General features: G+C 70.5%; 16 protein-coding genes. 6 read left to right on the top strand and 10 right to left on the bottom strand.

Annotated elements, in window-relative coordinates:
* Nucleotides 1-21: 21 nt before the first annotated feature.
* The 5 genes from PUT80_RS07325 to pknB form a co-directional block, all read right to left on the bottom strand.
* Nucleotides 22-1,293 (bottom strand): wax ester/triacylglycerol synthase domain-containing protein, encoded by a 1,272-nt coding sequence (locus PUT80_RS07325; protein WP_275291471.1) that lies wholly within the window; start codon nt 1,291-1,293, stop codon nt 22-24.
* A 104-nt stretch (nt 1,294-1,397) separates the two neighbouring features.
* A complete protein-coding gene (locus PUT80_RS07320; protein ID WP_037809689.1) occupies nt 1,398-2,093 on the bottom strand; it encodes a hypothetical protein in 696 nt (231 codons plus the stop codon).
* Nucleotides 2,093-3,568: a flotillin family protein gene (locus PUT80_RS07315; RefSeq protein ID WP_037809691.1), complete on the bottom strand. Its 1,476-nt coding sequence runs from the start codon at nt 3,566-3,568 to the stop codon at nt 2,093-2,095. The genes PUT80_RS07320 and PUT80_RS07315 overlap by 1 nt, the downstream gene beginning before the upstream one ends.
* A gap of 66 nt (nt 3,569-3,634) precedes the next feature.
* Complete coding sequence (locus tag PUT80_RS07310) at nt 3,635-3,844, bottom strand: hypothetical protein (RefSeq protein ID WP_037809693.1); 210 nt, start codon at nt 3,842-3,844, stop codon at nt 3,635-3,637.
* A complete protein-coding gene (pknB, locus tag PUT80_RS07305; protein ID WP_037809695.1) occupies nt 3,841-5,859 on the bottom strand; it encodes a Stk1 family PASTA domain-containing Ser/Thr kinase in 2,019 nt (672 codons plus the stop codon). Before pknB ends, PUT80_RS07310 begins: the two co-directional genes overlap by 4 nt.
* Nucleotides 5,860-5,951: 92 nt before the next feature.
* Between pknB and PUT80_RS07300 the strand changes: the two genes are divergently transcribed.
* The 3 genes from PUT80_RS07300 (at nt 5,952) to PUT80_RS07290 (ending at nt 9,992) form a co-directional block, all read left to right on the top strand.
* A complete protein-coding gene (locus PUT80_RS07300; RefSeq protein WP_037809697.1) occupies nt 5,952-6,320 on the top strand; it encodes an Rv2175c family DNA-binding protein in 369 nt (122 codons plus the stop codon).
* Between the two features lie 391 nt (nt 6,321-6,711).
* The gene (locus tag PUT80_RS07295) at nt 6,712-8,880 is read left to right on the top strand and encodes a hypothetical protein (protein ID WP_275291470.1); all 2,169 of its coding nucleotides are present in this window, start codon (nt 6,712-6,714) and stop codon (nt 8,878-8,880) included.
* Entirely contained in the window at nt 8,877-9,992 is a 1,116-nt protein-coding gene (locus tag PUT80_RS07290; RefSeq protein WP_275291469.1) for a S8 family serine peptidase, read from the top strand. The genes PUT80_RS07295 and PUT80_RS07290 overlap by 4 nt, the downstream gene beginning before the upstream one ends.
* Here PUT80_RS07290 and PUT80_RS07285 read toward each other — a convergent pair.
* Nucleotides 9,970-11,124: an MFS transporter gene (locus tag PUT80_RS07285; RefSeq protein ID WP_275291468.1), complete on the bottom strand. Its 1,155-nt coding sequence runs from the start codon at nt 11,122-11,124 to the stop codon at nt 9,970-9,972. The two genes, PUT80_RS07290 and PUT80_RS07285, sit on opposite strands and share 23 nt — an antisense overlap.
* A 19-nt stretch (nt 11,125-11,143) precedes the next feature.
* Here PUT80_RS07285 and PUT80_RS07280 point away from each other — a divergent pair, with 19 nt between their 5' ends.
* Both PUT80_RS07280 and PUT80_RS07275 read left to right on the top strand, forming a co-directional pair.
* Entirely contained in the window at nt 11,144-11,692 is a 549-nt protein-coding gene (locus tag PUT80_RS07280) for a CGNR zinc finger domain-containing protein (protein WP_275291467.1), read from the top strand.
* Nucleotides 11,693-11,697: 5 nt separating this feature from the next.
* Nucleotides 11,698-12,126 carry a pyridoxamine 5'-phosphate oxidase family protein gene (locus tag PUT80_RS07275; RefSeq protein WP_275291466.1) on the top strand — a complete coding sequence of 143 codons (429 nt, stop codon included), beginning with the start codon at nt 11,698-11,700 and terminating at the stop codon, nt 12,124-12,126.
* Here the strand turns inward: PUT80_RS07275 and PUT80_RS07270 are convergent.
* From PUT80_RS07270 to merB, 4 genes are all read right to left on the bottom strand, one after another.
* Nucleotides 12,098-13,024 (bottom strand): phytoene/squalene synthase family protein, encoded by a 927-nt coding sequence (locus PUT80_RS07270; protein WP_275291465.1) that lies wholly within the window; start codon nt 13,022-13,024, stop codon nt 12,098-12,100. The two genes, PUT80_RS07275 and PUT80_RS07270, sit on opposite strands and share 29 nt — an antisense overlap.
* Nucleotides 13,021-14,496 carry a phytoene desaturase family protein gene (gene crtI / locus PUT80_RS07265; RefSeq protein ID WP_275291464.1) on the bottom strand — a complete coding sequence of 492 codons (1,476 nt, stop codon included), beginning with the start codon at nt 14,494-14,496 and terminating at the stop codon, nt 13,021-13,023. Before crtI ends, PUT80_RS07270 begins: the two co-directional genes overlap by 4 nt.
* On the bottom strand, nt 14,496-15,587 hold the full coding sequence (locus PUT80_RS07260) for a polyprenyl synthetase family protein (RefSeq protein ID WP_037809708.1): 1,092 nt from the start codon (nt 15,585-15,587) through the stop codon (nt 14,496-14,498). Before PUT80_RS07260 ends, crtI begins: the two co-directional genes overlap by 1 nt.
* Nucleotides 15,588-15,658: 71 nt before the next feature.
* Nucleotides 15,659-16,303 (bottom strand): organomercurial lyase, encoded by a 645-nt coding sequence (merB, locus tag PUT80_RS07255; protein WP_037809711.1) that lies wholly within the window; start codon nt 16,301-16,303, stop codon nt 15,659-15,661.
* A 102-nt stretch (nt 16,304-16,405) separates the two neighbouring features.
* Between merB and PUT80_RS07250 the strand changes: the two genes are divergently transcribed.
* Nucleotides 16,406-17,293 carry a methylenetetrahydrofolate reductase gene (locus PUT80_RS07250; protein WP_275291463.1) on the top strand — a complete coding sequence of 296 codons (888 nt, stop codon included), beginning with the start codon at nt 16,406-16,408 and terminating at the stop codon, nt 17,291-17,293.
* Nucleotides 17,294-17,304: the final 11 nt, after the last annotated feature.

Below are 17,304 nucleotides of genomic sequence, written 5' to 3'. Positions count from 1 at the left end.
GGTGAGAACCGGCCTAGACACTCACGAGACGTCCAGCAGTTCCGCCGCCGATTTGGCCACCGCGTCGCGCAGCGAGCCGAGGTCCGCCACCGCGTCCGCGTTCGCCTGCAGCCCGATGTGGACGCTGTCGCGATAAGGCGCGACCGCGATGCCCACCGCCTGGCGCGGAGCCAACGGCACGAACGGATACACCTCCGCCAACGGCGCACCATCGAGCGCGTGCCGCGCGCGCGGCACCGGAACGGTCGTCACCACCAGGTCGAACAGCAGTGGCGCGGCCAACCCCGCAGTCCGCGTCCCGAGCCGGTGCAGCGCTGCGGGCATCCGGTCAGCCAGCAGCGGAAACGCCCCGGCTCCGCGAGCAGGGCCAGCGGCTTTGTTGCGTGCCATCGAGGCGCGCACTTCGGCCAGCCGCCGCACCGGATCGTCCAATCCGATCGGCAGATCGCACAAATAGCCGGAAAGCTTGTTCCCGCCCCGTTGCTCAGCCGCCCTCCCGCGCACGCTCACGGGAATCAGCGCGCGCACCGACCGTCCCGTCGCGCGAATGCCGCGGTTGACGAGCCATTCGCGCAACGCGCCCGACAGCACCGCGAGCACGACGTCGTTGGTGGTGCCGCCGTGCGTTCGCCGGATCCGGCGAAGATCGGCCGACGCCAGCCGGGTGAAACCGAGGCGTCGTTCGGCGGTGGCGGGTGCGGCCAGCGGCAGGCACGGCGGACGCGCCGCCCGGACCACCGACGACGCGATTCCCGCTGTCTCCCACGCCGCGCTGAGCGGCGAACGCGGCTGCGGAATCACCGGTGCGGGCTGCGGGATCGGCAATCCGTCCAGAAGCCCCGCCGCGACGGCGTACGCGCCCGCCCCGTCAGTCAACGCGTGGTGCAATTTGAGCAGCACCGCGAAGCTTCCGTCCGGAAAGCCGGTCACCACAGTGAGTTCCCACAACGGACGGTGCGGGTCGAGCGGTTCGGCGATCCACCTCGCCGCGAACTCCGGCAGCGGGTCCGGGTCGTACAGCGTAGTGAGCCGGTGGTGCCGGATGTGGTTCACTGCCCGGAAATCCGGGTCGTCCACCCACGTCGCGGAGCCGGGCGGGAACAGTCCGGCGCGGATTTTCCGGCGCAGCGGCGGAATATCCGCCGCCCGGCGCGCGAGCAGCGCGGTCAGCCGGTCCGGATCGACCGCCTCCTCCGGCGCGAAAACCAGCGCCGCGCCCATCTGCATCGGCGCGGTTTCCCTGGAGAGGCAAAGAAAAGCGACATCGAGCGAGCTGAGCGGGGCAGGCGCCATGGTCCACCTTCCAACGTCGGACGTCGAGGGCGAATGCAACGACACCGCCCGGGTGTGACCGGCGCACGGCCGTGATGTTGCGAGGACGCTAATTCCGCGAAATTTCACTCGCCCGTGGAGCGCCGCCGCTGCGGCAGACCGGGCCCGGCGGCCGGGCCGGGGCCGCCCGCCTCGGTGACCTCGGCGGCGATCTGGCGCATCGCGACGCCGTTGCCCGGCCGCTTCGGCAGCCCGGGCCACAGCTCGCTGGCTTCGAGGGCGGCGGCACGCAGCCGTCCGCCGTCGAGTTTGGTGTGCGTTTCGGCGATCTCGCGGTCGAGCCACTGCACGATCACCTTCAGCGGACCGGCGCTGGGCAGCGGCCACACGAACACCGGATGCTCGTAGCGGAACTCCGACCCGCTGCCTTCCTCGACGCGCAGCACCGGCTCGTGCGGTTCGCCCGCGCTCGGCACCGAAACGGTTTCGGAACTGGCCCGTCCGCCGTCCGGGAACAGCACGCCGACCAGCAGCGAGTTGTAGTCCGGGACGCGCCGGTGGCCGATCAGCGGCGCGCCGTCCATGCGGTCGCGCGAATACACCGCGATCCGCAGCGTCATCGCCTCCGGCCACACCTCGACCGCGCGCAGCGCCACGATGGTGCGCTCGGACCGGCCCAGCGGCGTCGCCCACGGCACCAGCGCGGGCACGATGTGGTCGGCGGGCGGGCCCGTCCACGGACGGCCCTCGTAGCCGAACAGCTCCCGTTCCCGCACTGGGAACAGGGGGCGCTCGCGAGGACCGTCCGTGAAGAAGCTCATCAGTCCTCGCGAGGGGCGACGCTGCCGTCGGAACCGGACTGCTTGGGGCCCATGGCGTCCATCAGCTGGCGGGCGAGGCCGAGGCCCGTGCCGCCGAGGGAGAGCGCCTTGGTGAACATGTCCGACATCCCGTCCGCGCCGTTCAGGACCACCATGTGGTCGACATTGCCGAAGGCCTGCGCGCCCGCTTCGACGATCTCCGGCCAGCGCTCGGCCAGCTGTTGTGCTACCACAGCCTCCTGGTTCTCCGCCAGTGCGGCCGCGCGCGCCTTGATCGACTCGGCCTCGGCGAGCCCCTTCGCTTTCGCCGCTTCGGCTTCGGCCAGACCCTTGGCTTTCGCCGCCTCGGCGTCCGCGAGACCCTTCGCCTTGGCCGCCGCCGCTTCCGCCTCGCCAGTGGCCTTCGTCGCACTCGCGCTGGCTTCCGCGCGTGCCTTCGTGGCCTGCGCTTCGGCGTCCGCCGCGGTCTTGACCCGGGTCGCGTCCGCGCCGGCCCGCAGCTCGGTTTCCTTCGCCTGTGCCTGCGCGCGGGCGATTTGCGCGTCGCGTTCCGCGTCCGCCGTGGTGCGCGTTTCGTACGCCTTCGCGTCGGCCGGCTTGCGGACCTGCGACTGCAGCCGCTGCTCGGACAGCGCCGCCTCGAGTTCGGCGGCCCTGGTCTCCTGGACCACGACCTCCTGGCGCGCGGTCGCCTCGGCCAGCGGACCGGACTGGCTCGCCTTCGCCTTGGCCTGGTCCACCTCGGCCTGGTACCCGGCCTGCTGGATCTGGCTTTCCCGGATCGCGCCCGCCTTGCGCGCGGCGGCGATCTGCTCGGCCTCGGTGGCCTCCTGGTCGCGCTGCGCCTCGGCGATCCGCGCGGAGGCGGCGATCGCGGCCGCGTGCGGCTTGCCGAGGTTGACGATGTAGCCGGACTCGTCGTCGATCTCCTGGATCTGCAGCGAGTCCACGATCAGCCCGAGCTTGATCATCTCGGTGGCCGACGACTGGCGGACCTCGCCGGTCAGCGCGTCGCGGTTGTGGATCATCTCCTCGATGGTCAGCCCGCCCACGATCGACCGCAGGTGGCCGGAGAACAGCTCGTGGATGGTGTCGTTCATGCCCTTCTGCTGGTCGAGGAACCGGCGGGCGGCGTTCGCGATCGACGCGAAGTCGTCGCCGACCTTGTAGATCACGACCGCGCGCACGGTGACCGGCAGACCCTGTTTCGTCACGCACGAGACCTGCAGGTTCACCCCTCGGGTGTCCAGCGACAGCCTGCGCGCGGTCTGGAAGCCCGGCAGCACGTTCACGCCGCGGCCGGTGACGATCTTGAACCCGAGGCTGTCGGCGGTCTCGGTGCGCTCGACCCGGACGCCCCAGCCGGAGATGATGAGCGCTTCGTTCGGCTCCGCGACCTTGTACAGGATCCGCAGGAGCCCGAACAGCAGGATCACGGCCACGACCGCGATCACCACGATGACCCAGATTTCCATAGCCCTCGCCGCACTTTCCGTATTCAGCTGGCACGGCGCTCAGACGCCGTCAGCACTGCGACGCGGTCAAGCGCGCAACGGTTGCCACCTTTCCACGTAGACCGTGCGCGGGGGCTCGAAATCGACCACCAGAACGGGTGTTCCCACGGCGAACGTGGTGTCCGGCTCGGCCGGATAGGCGTAGAAGGCCTCGGTGCCGCCGCGGACGCTGAGCAGCACCTCGCCGATCAGCCCCGGCCCGACGGTGCCGGTCACCCGGCCGCGGCTGCCGATCATCCGCCGAACCCCCGGATCTTGACCTTGGTGCCCTTGGGCACGAACGTGCCCGGGGCCGGGTCCTGCTGCAGGACGAAGTCGAAGCCGCCGTGCCCGTGGCCGTTGCCGTCGCCGCCCTTGCGGTCGACCTCGAGCCCGGCCGCCTTGAGCGCGTCCGCGGCCTGGTCGAACGGGCGGTACCGGACGTCCGGGACCTGCACCGCGTTCGAGACGTAGACCTTGACCTTCTTCGTCCCCGGCGAGCCCGCGCCCGGGTCAGTACGGGTGACCGCCCCGGCGGGCACGGTCTGCGAGAACTCCTCGCCGCCGTCCTGCGGCTGGAATCCGGCCTGCTTGAGGATCTGGAACGCCTCGTCCTTGGACCGCCCGGTCACGTCCGGGACCGGCGGAAGCGGCTCCGGGCCCTTGGACAGCACCAGCGTGACCTGGCCGCCGACGTCCACCGGGGTGCCCACCGCCGGGCTCACGCTCACGACGGTGCCCTGCGGCGCGGTGTCGCTGTACTCCGGCGTGCCCTGGACGACGGTGAGCTTCTGCTCCTGGATCGCCTTCGTCGCCGTGTCGAGCGCGGTGCCGACCTGGATGTTCGGCACCTTCGGCTTGCCCTTGGACACCACCACGGACACGGTGGCGTCCTGGTCGAGCGTGGTGCCCGGGGCCGGATCCACCTTGATGACCTTGTAGGCCTCGACCGTGTTGTCGAACTCCTGGCTGTAGCGCGGGTTCAGCTTCGCCGCGCGCAGCTGGTCGCCCGCCTCGGCCTGGGTCAGCCCGGCGAGCTTCGGCACCGTCGTGGTCGTGACCTTGGAATCGCTGAGGATGAACGCGAACGCGCCGATCAGCCCGCCGAGCACGAGCACCCCGGCGATCGCCAGCGCGATCAGCTTGCGCTTGTCCCGCGGCTTCCGCGGCTCGTCCGGCGCGGCGGAGGGCCCGGCGCGCGGCGGTACCGGAGGCGGCGGCGCGGCGGGCACGGCCCGGGTCAGGGCGCGCGTGCCGCGGGGTCCGGAGACCGGCATGGTCTGCTGGTCAACCGGCACGTTCTGCTGGACGGCCGGGATGTTCGGGAGGGTGCGTTCGACGTCCGACACGCGGTCGCCGTCCGGCGGCGGGGGCACCGGCACCGCGACCGGCTGCAGCCCCAGTTCGGCGCGCGCGGCCTGCAACTGCGCGAGGAACTCGTTCGCGTCGGCCGGGCGCTGCTCGGGATCGCGGCGGGTGGCGCGCAGGACCAGGTCGTCGAGCGCCGGCGGCAGGTCCGGCCGGAGCTCGCTCGGGCGCGGGACGTCGTCGTTCACGTGCCGGTAGGCGACCGAGATCGCGGTGTCGCCGGTGTAGGGCAGCCGGCCGGTGAGCATCTCGTACAGCAGGATGCCCGCCGAATAGACGTCGCTCCGGGCCGTGGTGTCGCCGGTGGCGACCTGCTCGGGGGCCAGGTAGCCGACGGTGCCCAGGATGACGCTCGAGCTCGTGGTGCCCGCGCTGGCGACCGCGCGGACCAGTCCGAAGTCGCCGACCTTGACCACGCCGCCCGCCAGCTGCCCGCTGCGGCCGATGAGCACGTTCTCGGGCTTGACGTCGCGGTGCACCAGCCCGGCGGCGTGCGCGGCGGCCAGCGCGGCCAGCACCGGCTCCGCGACGCTCAGCGCCAGCGAGACGTCCAGCTGGCCCTGCTCGTCCAGCAGGTCGCGCAGCGTGCCGCCGTTGACCAGCTCCATCACCAGGAAGGCGAGACCGGCGTCCTGACCGGCCGGGGTGTCGAAGCCCTGGTCGTGCACGGCGACCACGTTCGGGTGATGCAGCTGGGCGGCCGAACGCGCTTCGCGCACGAACCGGTCGACGAACGACCGGTCGTCGGCGAACCGCGGATCCATGATCTTGATCGCCACCGCCCGGTCCAGGCGGGTGTCGAGGCCCCGGTAGACGGCCGACATCCCGCCCCTGGCCAGCAGCTGGTCAACGCGGTACCGGCGTTCGAGCAGGGTGCCGACGAGGCTGGGCTGGGTGCGCGTCACGGTGGGCAATCGTACGGAAGGCCGCGCGTGCCGGGGCGGGTCACCCGTGCGTAGCAGTGGTCCGGACGGGGGAATGTGGCACAGTGTCACGTGTGAGTGGGATTCCTGTCGCCGACGACATCCTCGACGCCGCGGTCGCGGTCAAGCCGTTGCCGGAGGTGGCGGCCGCATTGGGCGTGTCGGCCAACAAGGTGCGCCAGATGCTGCGGGACGGCGAGCTGATCGCTGTCCGGCGCAAAGGCGAACTCTGCGTGCCCGGCGACTTCTTCGTGAAGGACGGCATCGTCAAGGGGCTGGGCGGCACGATCACCGTGCTCGCCGACTCCGGGTTCAGCCGCACCGAGATGCTGCGCTGGCTCTTCACCGCCGACGACACGCTCCCGGGCAGCACGCCGATCAACGCGCTGCGCACCAGCCACGGCACCGAGGTGAAGCGGCGCGCGCAGGCGATGGCGTTCTAGCCCCGTCCCGCATTGCGGGTGCTCAGCAGCTGTCGCGTCTTCCTGCCCGTGAGGGCCGCACTGCGGGAATCGCGGTCAATGCCAGGAACTGAGGCCGCGCCGATTCCGGCTGATGACCGTCCACGCGAGACGCCAACGGTGCCGAAATGCCCGATTGATGGTCATCTGACTGATTCTTGAGGTCCGTGAAGGGCTCCTTGAGGGAATCTGATTCCCTCAAGGAGCCCTTCACGGACCGCGCCGACCGCCGCATTGCTCCGGTCGGGCTGACAACAATTGCCCTTCCGGACAGAACCCGCGTTTTTCGTTGACGCGGTCAATTGGTCTGGTCCATCGTCGGAAACCGTCCTGAAAATCCTGCTCGGCCGCATGCTGGAGAGGAGCATCGGGCATGGGAGGACGGGTTTCCGGAAGACGCTGCGCGCTCGCGTCGGCGGTGCTGGTGCTGGGCGGTTCCGCTTTGCCGGCACCGCCTGCGGCCGCTGAGACCGCGCCCTTCGCGGCGGCGCCGCAAGCGCGGGAAGTGACGCTGGTGACGGGGGACCGGGTCACGGTTTTCCCGGGACCGAACGGCGGTACGAATTACGCCCTTTCGTCGCCGCCGCGCACCACTTTTCAGTCCTATCAAGCCGATGGTGGCGACCGTTACGTCATTCCGAGCGACGCCGTTCCGTTTCTCGGAAAGCTGGACAAATCGCTGTTCGACGTCACCGCGCTCGCGCGGACGCGGCCCGGGAACACCCCGCTGGAGATCACTTTCCCGGCGGGCGCGGCCCCGGCAGCGCTGCCCGGCATCACGCTCGCCTCGGCCGCCGGGAACACAGCGACCGGCACCCTGGTTTCCGCCGCCGAATTCACCGCTGACCTGCACCGACGCCTCGCCGAAGACGCGTCCGCCGGCCGTCCGGCAGGCAGCAGTGCGCTGCCCGCGACGATCCGGCTGGCCGGTGCGCCCCGAGAACAGCAGCCGCGCTACCCGATGAAGATCCTCGAACTCCGCCTCGCCGATCTGCAGGGCCGCTCGGTCAACGGAATGGTGTCGCTGATCAACACCGATTCCTCGGCCAAGCTGCTGCGGCACGTCGACGTCGACGGCGTCACCCGGATCGCGGTCCCCGAGGGACATTACGCCGCGTCCGCGACCTTCTCCGACTTCGACAGCTCCGGCAGCGTGACCGCGACGCGGACCTCGTGGGTCGAGGGCTTCGTCGTCGGCGACTCGCCGGACGTGCAGACCCTGACCGTCGAGGAGAAGTACGCGACCGCCGAGGTCAAGGTGGCCGCGCCGAAGTCGGCCACGCAGGACCTGCTCACCACCAACTTCTTCCGCGAGGACCCGACCGGCCGCGGATTCGCCGTCGGCATCGCGGGCGGCAAGACCAAGCAGTACGTGCGGCCGGTGCCGAAGCCGGACCAGGGCTTGCTGCACTACGTCGTGCAATGGGGCGGCAAAGCACCCAAGCCCGAAGACCGGTACCGCGTGGATCTTTCCTTCGCCACCGAGGACATCTCCGAGAACCAGTCGTTCTCCACAAAGGACAGTGAACTCGCGACGGTCCGGGACCGGATGTACGCCGATCCCGCGGACAAGATGCCGGTCGCGATCGACAGCGGTCCGGTCGACCCGGTGATCCGGCGGCACGGCCTCGGCGCGAGCGGCTTCTTCATCCCCGCTCCCGGGGTGCTGACCGACTACCTCGGCACCACGCACACCAGGGAATGGGTGCAGTACGAGCAAAAAGGCTCGTCGTACCAGCTGATGACCGCCGATCCGCACCCCTATCGGCCGGGCAGCACCACGACCGTCGACTGGTCCCGCGGTCCGCTGTCGGCCGGTCTCGGCCAGTGGCAGCGAGACCGGCTCTGCGAGGCCTGCTACTCCGGCGGCACCGTTTCGGTCGCGATTCCGGCATTGCGGGACAGCGTGCCGGACCACACCGCACTTCCGTTGTTCTACGCCCCGCGGCTGCATTTCTCCCTGTATCGCGACGATCAGCAGGTCTTCGACCAGGACGGTGCCTATGGCGCGTCAGTCGAGGTGCCGAAGACGCCAGCGACCTTCCGCGGAGTACTGGACGTCGACCGGACTGCTATTCCCGGCGTCAGCCAAGCCGGAAAGCTGCGCACCGAACTGACCCTGCGATACGACCCGGCGGCGCGCACCACGCTGCCGACCCCGCATCGCTGCCGGGCCAGCGATCCGACGCAACCGTGCCGGATCCTCGGTGCGCTGACCGTCGACTACCGGCTGGATTCCGATCTCTCCACGACGTCGTCCTCGCCGGTGCAGATGCTGGAACTGCACGTCGGCCACGCGGCGTACAGCGGTGCCGGTTCCCATTCGCCGATCACCTCGGCGACGGTCTCGGTGTCCGTCGACAACGGAGCCACCTGGCAGCCCGCCCAGGTCTTCGGACTGTTCGGCGAATACGTGGCGGTCTGGCGGAATCCACCGGCCGGGACTTCGCCCTCGCTGAAGGTGACCGCGCAGGACCTGGCGGGCAACGCGATCACCCAAACGATCAGCAACGCCTACACCGTCGGGAAGGCCCAGCGATGAAACGCATCCTGGCTGTGCTGATTCTCCTCGGCGCGTTCATCCCGTCCGTCGCGTCCGCCGCCCCACGAGACATCTGTGGTCCCGCTGCGCCAGGATTCGCCCGCTGCTATGCCAAAGTGGACAGTCGGACTGCCTTGCGCGCCACCGGATACAGCCCCGCCGACCTGCGTTCCGCCTACCGCCTGCCCGACACTGGCGGCGCTGCCGAAACGATCGCCATCGTCGACGCTGGCGACGCCCCGACCGCCGAAGCAGACCTGGCGGTATATCGACAAACCTACGGCCTCCCGCCCTGCACCACGGCGAACGGCTGCTTCCGCAAAGTCAACCAGCACGGCGACGCCACGCCGCTCCCGCCGCAGCAAGGCGACTGGCCGGTGGAGACCGCGCTGGACCTGGACATGGCTTCCGCCGCCTGCGCCCAGTGCAAAATCCTGCTGGTAGAAGGAGACGACGCGTCCTTCGACGCACTCGGCACCTCTGTGGACACCGCCGTGAAACTCGGCGCGACAATCGTGTCGAACAGCTACGGAGCGCCCGAAAGCCACTGGTCCGGCGATTTCGCCGCGCACTATCAGCATCCCGGCGTCGCGATCGTCGCGTCGAGCGGTGACGGCGGATTCGCCGCACCCAACGCGCCTGCGGTGTACTCGAGTGTCGTCGCGGTCGGGGGCACGTCACTGTCCAAAGCGGACAACCCGCGCGGCTGGACCGAATCGGTGTGGATCGGCGCGTCGAGCGGATGTTCGGCCTGGGTGGCGAAACCGTCGTGGCAGAAGGATTCGAACTGTCCCGGCCGGACCGTCGCCGACGTCGCCGCGGTAGCCGATCCCGTCACCGGGCCCGCCGTTTACGAGACCACAGTCCTGTCCGGCTGGAGTGTGGTCGGCGGGACCAGCGCGTCGGCGCCGTTCATCGCCGGAGTCATCGCGCTGGCCGGGCACCACGACCAGTATCCGGACGCTTCGCGGCTGTATTCGGGGAAGCTCAACGATGTCGTCAGCGGAAACAACGTCGGCTTCGAGGAATGCGGTGACTACCTGTGCACCGGCGTCCCGGGATACGACGGACCGACCGGCAACGGAACCCCTAACGGACTAGCTGCTTTCTGACCGTCCACAACGGATGCGCGACCGCCGCGACCACCTGCATCCCCGCCGCCGCGGCCAATCCGGCGGCGGGGGAGCAGGCAGCCAACGGCCCGGCCACCGCGTTCCCCAGCGCAATTCCGGCGATCTTGATACTCGCCGCGGTGGTGAACACCTGCGCCCGCATTTCCGGCGGCGCTTCCCGATGCCGCACCGCGAACAACGACGCCAGCTGCGGTCCTTCGCCAACCCCGGTGAGCGCCACCGCAGCCACCAGCAGCACTGCGTTCGGCGCCACCGCCGCCCCCGCGAGCCCGATCCCGATTGCGATGGTGCTCAGTTGCACCGCGCGGTCCGGAGAATACGACCGTCGCGAAAGGACCGCGTTCGCCAGCAACGACGCGACTGACAATCCGACGAGTAGCAACGTCCCGTATCCCGCGCTGCCGAGCCGCTGCGCGCCGACCAGCGGATAGCAGACGAACGCCATCCCGATCCCGACGCACGACAACGTCGAGGTCGCGGTCGACTGCCGCAACGCGGGATTGCGCACGAGAACCGTGGCCGCGGCAAAGAATCGCGACGGCTGTTTCTCGGTACTCCCGGGCAGTCGCCACGCGAACGGCGTCGCAACCAGCATCAACCCACCCGCGAGGACCATTGCGACCGGAGCCCCCGCCGTCGCGGCGAGCACTCCGGCCAGCCCCGGCCCGACGAGCGCTGCCGCAGTGAACGTCATCGCGTCAAGCGTGCTCGCCTTGCTGAGCTTCTCCGTCGGTACGAGCGCGGGCACCTGCGCGGTCCACCCGCCGCCGATCGCCGGTGCGAGCAACCCGGTCACCACCGCAATCGTCACCACCAGGGCAAACGGCACCTGTCCGAAAAGTGCCGTGATCGCCGTCAGCCCCACCGCATACCCGACCAACCCGACCGCCAGGATCCGTCCCGGCGTACGCGACCGGTCCAGAACCGCACCCAGCAACGGCCCGCCCACCGCCGCCGCGATCGTGAGCCCGGCCAGCAACGTCGACCCCGCGACGGCTCCCGAAGCACCCACGCCCAGCAGCAACACCGCCGGACCGGACAGCTCGTCCCCAGTGCGCGCCGCAGTGGCCCCGGTGAGATATGCCGCGAATCTGTAACGGCTTGTCACCATCAAGATGTTACAGTGAGGCATGCCTGGAACGCAGCCGGATTTCGCGGGCCGCTCCGCCCGGGACGCGGTCCGTCGTGCCGTAGCGCTGCTCGATGTGCTGCTGACGGAGGACCCTGCGCCGGAATCGGTAGCCGCAGTGTTGGTCGAGCACGGAGAACCGCAACTCGAGCTTTCCACGCGCGAAGTGGCCGAGCTACGCGCCGCCGCACTGGAACTGCGGGAGGTCTTCGCCGCACCAGACGCCGCTTCGGCCGCCGAGGTATTGAACGCGCTGTTCACCGCCTACGCCGGACCCCCGCGCCTGACCGCACACGACGACAACTTCGGCTGGCACCTCCACGTCGACGCATCCGACGACGGCCCGTGGGGCACCTGGCTGATCACGTCCTCGGCGCTGGCCTTGGCCACCTTGCTGGCCGACCGCCAAAGCGCCCCCGGCGGCCTGTGCGCGTCGCCGTCGTGCGGAAAACCCTTCGCCCACCTAGGCGGCGGCAGCCCGCGCCGGTACTGCTCTTCCCGTTGCGCCACAAGGGAACGCGTCGCCGCCCACCGGGCCCGGCTAACCTGACGTTCATGGAAATCCTGTCCCTGGCGGACTTCACGAGCTTCGTCCGAGCCAACCCGCTAGGCGTCGTCGCGACCACCACCGCGAACGGCCACCCCGAAGCGGCCCTGGTCAGCTTCGCCGTCACCCCGGACGGCTCGCTGCTGTTCAACACCCACCGCACCGCTCGAAAAGTGGCCAACCTCCGCGCCAACCCGCGCACCGCCGCGGTCATCGGCTGCACCGACACGGTCTCTGTCCAAGTCGAAGGCGAGGCGGTTATCGAATCCGGCACTTCCCGTCGCGACGCAGGCGAGGTGTACCTGGAACAGTTCCCCGGCTCCCGCGCCCTCGACGAGGCTTTCGCCCTCATCCGCCTGACCCCGGATTGGCTGCGCTCCTACGATGCCAGCGCCGATCCAGCCCAAGTCAGCGAAGGCGCCCCGGCCTGGCACTGAGCGCACGCTGCACCAGCGCAGGCACCGCGACCGCGACCCGTCGCCCCTTGCCCACCACAGCGCGTCGGTTCAGCACGGCGTAGTCCATGGCTTCGATTTCGTCCAGAATGCCTTCGTACAACGTGATCGACGTCCGCACACAAGGCCGAGACTCCGGCCGCAGCAACGCAATCCCGGCCTCGGCCCGCCGATAAACCGCCCGCGCCCGGGAAACCGCCACCGCGAGCGCCGCCCGCACTCGTGGATCCGCACGACCCTGGCGACGCGCGTCGACCAGCCTCTCCCGGTCCACCCCGAACGCCGCCAATTCCTCGGTAGGCAGGTACAACCGCCCGCGATCGAGGTCCTCGCCGACATCGCGCAGAAAATTGGTCAGCTGAAACGCTTCCCCCAACGCCGCCGCACTCGGCGCGGCTTCCTCCAACGGCGCGACAGTCCCGAACACCGGCAGCATCTGCAGCCCGATCACGCAAGCCGAACCGTAGATGTACTCCCCGAGATCGGCGTAGGTCGCGTATTCCGCGACCGTCAGGTCCATCCGCATGGAATGCAGGAACGCATCGATGAGCGGACGACCGATGTCGTACCGGCGCACCGTATCGGCAAGGGCCGCCAGCACCGGATCGGCTGGCACCCGCCCGTCGTAAACCTCGTCCACCAGCCCGGCGACCTTGTCCAGCGCGACTGCCGGATCGGTGCCGGGCTCGGGGTTGTCGACCAGTTCGTCGGCCATCCGCGCGAAGCCGTACAGCGCGTGCGCGGCTGGCCGGGCCCGCGCCGGAAGCAGCCGGGTGGCAAGGAAAAACGTGCGGCCGTGGTGGGCGTTGATGCGCCGGCACGTCGTGTAGGCAGCACGCAGCGCGGGCTCGGCGATACCGGCCGCGTCGAGCTCGCTCACCGGCCGGTGATCCTTTGCGCGGCGAGCCGTCCGGAGATCAGCACTGGCGGGATGCCGACCCCCGGCGTCGTCCCGCACCCGGCGAGCACCACGTTTTCCGCCGCCCGCACCAGGTTCGCCGGCCGGAACGGGCCGGTCTGACGGAAGGTGTGCGCGAGCGAGAACGGCGTCCCGGAGGCCAACCCGCGCGCCGCCCAGTCCGCTGGAGTCAGCTGTTCGTCCACAATGTACTCGTCGCGGAACCCGGTGAGCCCGCGCGCTTCCAGCGTACGCAGCAGTTCTTCGCGATAAGCCGGGCCGACGCGCGCCCAGTCGATCGGGCCGGTGGTCAGGTTCGGGGTGGGAGCGAGCACGGAGACGATTTCGCCGCCGTCGCCGGCGAGCGTCGGCTCCGTCGCGGTCGGGCGCGTGACCAGCAGCGACGGATCGCTCATCAGCTTGCCCTCGCGGACGATCTCGGCAAAGGTCCGTTCCCACGCCTGGCCGAAAAAGATCGTGTGGTGGTCCAATTCCGGCCACGAACGGTCCGCGTGTCCGTGCAGCACGAAAGCCGACGGCGAGTACTTCAACGGCAGCACCCGCCGCGGACGCGCACCGATCAGCCGGTACGCCGCCGAAAGCTCTGTCGCGAGCACCACGGCGTCACACTCAATACGCTCGCCCGAGCGCGTGCGTACAGCGCGTACGCGGGACGACACTCGCTCAAGCCACGCAGCTTCCGTACCGAACCGCAGTTCGGCACCAGCGCGCGTTGCAGCGTCGGACATCGCGCGGGCGATCGCGCCCATGCCGCCGCGCGGGTAGTACACGCCGCCGACAGTGTCCATGTACGCGATGACGCCGTACGCGCCAAGCGCACGCGTCGGATCGAGACCTGCGTACAGCGCCTGAAAGGAGAAGAGCCGCCGTACGCGCTCGTCGCGCAAGAAGCTGGAGACGCGCGGCCCTAACCGGCCGAAGCCGCCCAACGCCGCGAGCTTCACGAGTTCCAGCCGGACCAGATCCAGCGGCGAATCGAAGTTCGCGCCGATGAAGTGGTCCTTCTGCGCCGCGTACAGGTCGGTGAGCCACCGTCGCAGCCGCCGGTAACCGTCCGCCTCGGCCGGACCGGCGAACGACCGGATCTCGGCCTCCATCGCGTCGCCGTCGGTGTGCACGGCGAGCGTGCTGCCGTCCGCGAACCGGGCCCGGTACGCCGGATCGAGCCTGGTCAGCGGCACTGTGTCAGCCAGCGATTCACCGACCGCGTGCAGAGCTTCGTCCACCAGTTCCGGCATGGTGAGCACGCTGGCCCCGGTGTCGACCGCGTTCGCGCCGAAGTCCTGCTGACCGGCTCGTCCGCCGGGCATCTTCTGCTGCTCCAGCAGCGTCACCCGCCGTCCCGCGCCGAGCAGGTGCAGCGTCGCCGAGAGCCCGGCCAGCCCGGCGCCGACGACCACGACGTGGTCGGCGGGCCCGTTCACCGTGCGCATCAGAACTTCCGCTGGGTAGCCAGACGGATCAGCTCGGCGAGCGCCGACGGAGCGGGCTCGGCCAGGTGCGCGCGGTCGAGCGCGGCGTTCGCGGACGCGGTCAGCTCGTCGATCTGACGCTCCACCGCGGCGACCGCGCCGACCGAGGTCAGCGCCTCGCGCACCTGGTCCACGGTGCCGCTGGTCAGGTCGGCGGCCCCGATCGCGCCGGCGATCACCTTGGCCGCGGCGTGGTCGCCCTTCTCCGCGGCGAGCTGCAGGCCGAGCGCCACGAGCAGGGTTCGCTTGCCCTCGCGCAGGTCGTCCCCGGCGGGCTTTCCGGTGACCGACGGGTCGCCGAACACGCCGAGCAGGTCGTCCCGCAGCTGGAACGCCACGCCGACGTCGCCGCCGAACTCCAGGAGCGTGGCGATCAACCGGTCGTCCGCCCCGGCGAGCGAGGCGCCGAGGTGCAGCGGCCGCTGGACGGTGTACGCGGCGGTCTTGAGCCGGTCGATCCGCAGCGCGGCCTCGGGCGAAGCGTCGCCGACCGCCTGCGTGCGGACGTCGAGGTACTGCCCGGCGAGCACCTCGGTGCGCATCGCGCGCCAGGCCGGGCGGGCCGCCGCGATCGTCTCCGCGGGCAGCGGGGCGTCGGCGAACATGTCGTCGGCCCAGGCCAGCGCCAGGTCTCCCACCAGCACCGCGCTGGCCAGCCCGAACACCGACGGAGTGCCGAGCCAGCCGCGGTCGGCGTGCAGTTTCTCGGCGGCCACGTGCACGGTCGGCTTGCCGCGGCGCGAGTCGGAGGAGTCGATGAGGTCGTCGTGGATCAGCGCGCACGCCTGGATCAGCTCCAGGCTCGCGACCGCCTGCAGCGCGCCCTCGGCGAGCGGGCCGGACGCCGCGCCGCCCGCGCCGCGCCAGCCCCACCAGGCGAACGTCGGCCGGATCCGCTTGCCGCCGCCCAGCACGAAACCGGACAGCGCCTCGATCCCGGCCGCGACGCTCGGCTCGGTGCGCAGGATCTCGCTCCCCGCCCGGCCGAGGAAATCGGCCAGCGCACGCTCCACGTGCGCGGGGAGGTCGGCGTCGAATCCGGGCGCGTCCATGCCCTCATCCTCCGGGACGAGGGCGGCCGGGGTCACGCCGGGCGCCCTCGGATGTGGCGCACCAGACGCGGTCAGCCGCTCCGGAACGCGTCAGGACGGCCGCTCGCCGCGAAGTACTCCGCCGCCTCGGCCGGTCCGCGCGGCCGGTAGCCGGGTTCGAGACAGCCCTCGTACCAGTCCTTCGCGAGATGCCACAGCGCGTCGAGCCCGAGCAGCTCGCCCGGACTGTCCACACAGGATTCGGCGCAGTACAGCCGCTGCTTCGCCCGGTCGCCCGCGAGCTGGTCGGGCGGGGCCGGGAAGTACGCGACCTGCGCGCCGCCCGGCGGCCGGTCCCGCCGCACGACCAGCGCGGACGGTTCGCCGCAGCCGGGACAGCGCGTCGCCACCAGCACCTCGGGCTCGCCGGAGACGAGATGCGGGATCGCGAACGAATCCCAGGCGCACCCGCCCCACCACATGGTGTGCTCGCCCATCACCGCGAACCCGAGCGGGACCGCCGCGAACGGCGCGGCCAGCGCCACGTGCTCGCATTCGTCGAGCCACAGCCATCTCGGGTCGGCCATCCGGTGCAGGGCCTGTTTCGCCACCGCGAGCGACCCGTGCGCGGCGTCCGCCAGCTCGGGCGCGGTGGGCGGGCGGCCGCGGGTGGAGAACGCGCGGTAGACCGCCACACGCACGTCGTCGTCCCAGGCCAGGTCGTCTTCACTGCTCATGGCTCGCCTCCCCGCAGGGTTCGCCCCTGACGGTACGCGCCGTGGCCAAGCCCACCCGGCAACTCTGCCGCGGGCCGAAGCGAGCCACTACCATTTCCCTCCATGACGTCGGTGATCGAAAGGCTGCGGGGGGACGGGCCCGCGTTCTCCGTCGAGTTCTTCCCGCCCCGCGACGAGGCCGACGAGGCCGTCCTGTGGAAGGCCATCCGCGAGCTGGAACCGCTGGACCCGGCGTACATGTCGATCACCTACGGCGCGGGCGGTTCGAGCCGCGACGGCACCATCCGCAGCATCGCCCGCGTCGCCACCGAAACCACGCTCTGCCCGATGGCCCACCTCACGGCGGTCGACCATTCGGTGTCCGAACTGCGGAACGTGATCGGCTGGTACGCGGCGGTCGGCGTGCGCAACATCCTCGCCCTGCGCGGCGACCCGCCCGGCGACGTCTACGGCGACTGGGTGCCGCACCCCGAGGGCCTCACCTACGCCGAGGAACTGGTCGAGCTGGTCCGCTCGCTCGGCGACTTCTGCGTCGGCGTCTCGGCCTTCCCGTACGGCCACCCGCGTTCGGCGGACCTGGAATCGGACACGAAGCATCTGGTCCGCAAGTTCCGCGCGGGAGCCGATTTCGCGATCGCGCAGCTGTTTTTCGAGGCAGAGGACTTCCTGCGGCTGCGCGACCGGGTCGCCGCCGCGGGCTGCGACGCGCTCGTGCTGCCGGGCATCATGCCGCTGACCACCCTGCGCACGCTGCACACCACGATCAAGCTCTCCGGTGCCCCCGCGTCGCAGCGGCTGCTCGATCGGCTCGAACCGTTCTCCGACGACCCCAAGGCGTTCCGCGCGGCCGGCCTGGACTGGGTCACCGAACTGTGCGAGAAACTGATCGCCGAAGGCGTGCCCGACCTGCACTTTTACACCTTCAACCGGTCCAAGGCGACGCGCGAGGTGGTCACCCGGCTCGGACTGGTGCCCGCCCGCACTTACTAATCCGACCAAAA

The sequence above is a fragment of the Amycolatopsis sp. La24 genome (assembly GCF_029087445.1).
In the GTDB taxonomy this organism is placed as follows: Bacteria; Actinomycetota; Actinomycetes; order Mycobacteriales; family Pseudonocardiaceae; genus Amycolatopsis; species Amycolatopsis nivea.
This window is presented reverse-complemented; position numbering and strand designations above follow the sequence as displayed.

Excerpts from the sequence above, each read along its gene's own strand:
- PUT80_RS07325 (WP_275291471.1), bottom strand. The coding sequence starts at position 1,293 with ATGGCGCCTGCCCCGCTCAGCTCGCTCGATGTCGCTTTTCTTTGCCTC.
- PUT80_RS07320 (WP_037809689.1), bottom strand. The coding sequence starts at position 2,093 with ATGAGCTTCTTCACGGACGGTCCTCGCGAGCGCCCCCTGTTCCCAGTG.
- PUT80_RS07315 (WP_037809691.1), bottom strand. The coding sequence starts at position 3,568 with ATGGAAATCTGGGTCATCGTGGTGATCGCGGTCGTGGCCGTGATCCTG.
- PUT80_RS07310 (WP_037809693.1), bottom strand. The coding sequence starts at position 3,844 with ATGATCGGCAGCCGCGGCCGGGTGACCGGCACCGTCGGGCCGGGGCTG.
- PUT80_RS07295 (WP_275291470.1), top strand. The coding sequence starts at position 6,712 with ATGGGAGGACGGGTTTCCGGAAGACGCTGCGCGCTCGCGTCGGCGGTG.
- PUT80_RS07290 (WP_275291469.1), top strand. The coding sequence starts at position 8,877 with ATGAAACGCATCCTGGCTGTGCTGATTCTCCTCGGCGCGTTCATCCCG.
- PUT80_RS07285 (WP_275291468.1), bottom strand. The coding sequence starts at position 11,124 with ATGGTGACAAGCCGTTACAGATTCGCGGCATATCTCACCGGGGCCACT.
- PUT80_RS07280 (WP_275291467.1), top strand. The coding sequence starts at position 11,144 with ATGCCTGGAACGCAGCCGGATTTCGCGGGCCGCTCCGCCCGGGACGCG.
- PUT80_RS07275 (WP_275291466.1), top strand. The coding sequence starts at position 11,698 with ATGGAAATCCTGTCCCTGGCGGACTTCACGAGCTTCGTCCGAGCCAAC.
- crtI (WP_275291464.1), bottom strand. The coding sequence starts at position 14,496 with ATGCGCACGGTGAACGGGCCCGCCGACCACGTCGTGGTCGTCGGCGCC.
- PUT80_RS07260 (WP_037809708.1), bottom strand. The coding sequence starts at position 15,587 with ATGGACGCGCCCGGATTCGACGCCGACCTCCCCGCGCACGTGGAGCGT.
- merB (WP_037809711.1), bottom strand. The coding sequence starts at position 16,303 with ATGAGCAGTGAAGACGACCTGGCCTGGGACGACGACGTGCGTGTGGCG.
- PUT80_RS07250 (WP_275291463.1), top strand. The coding sequence starts at position 16,406 with ATGACGTCGGTGATCGAAAGGCTGCGGGGGGACGGGCCCGCGTTCTCC.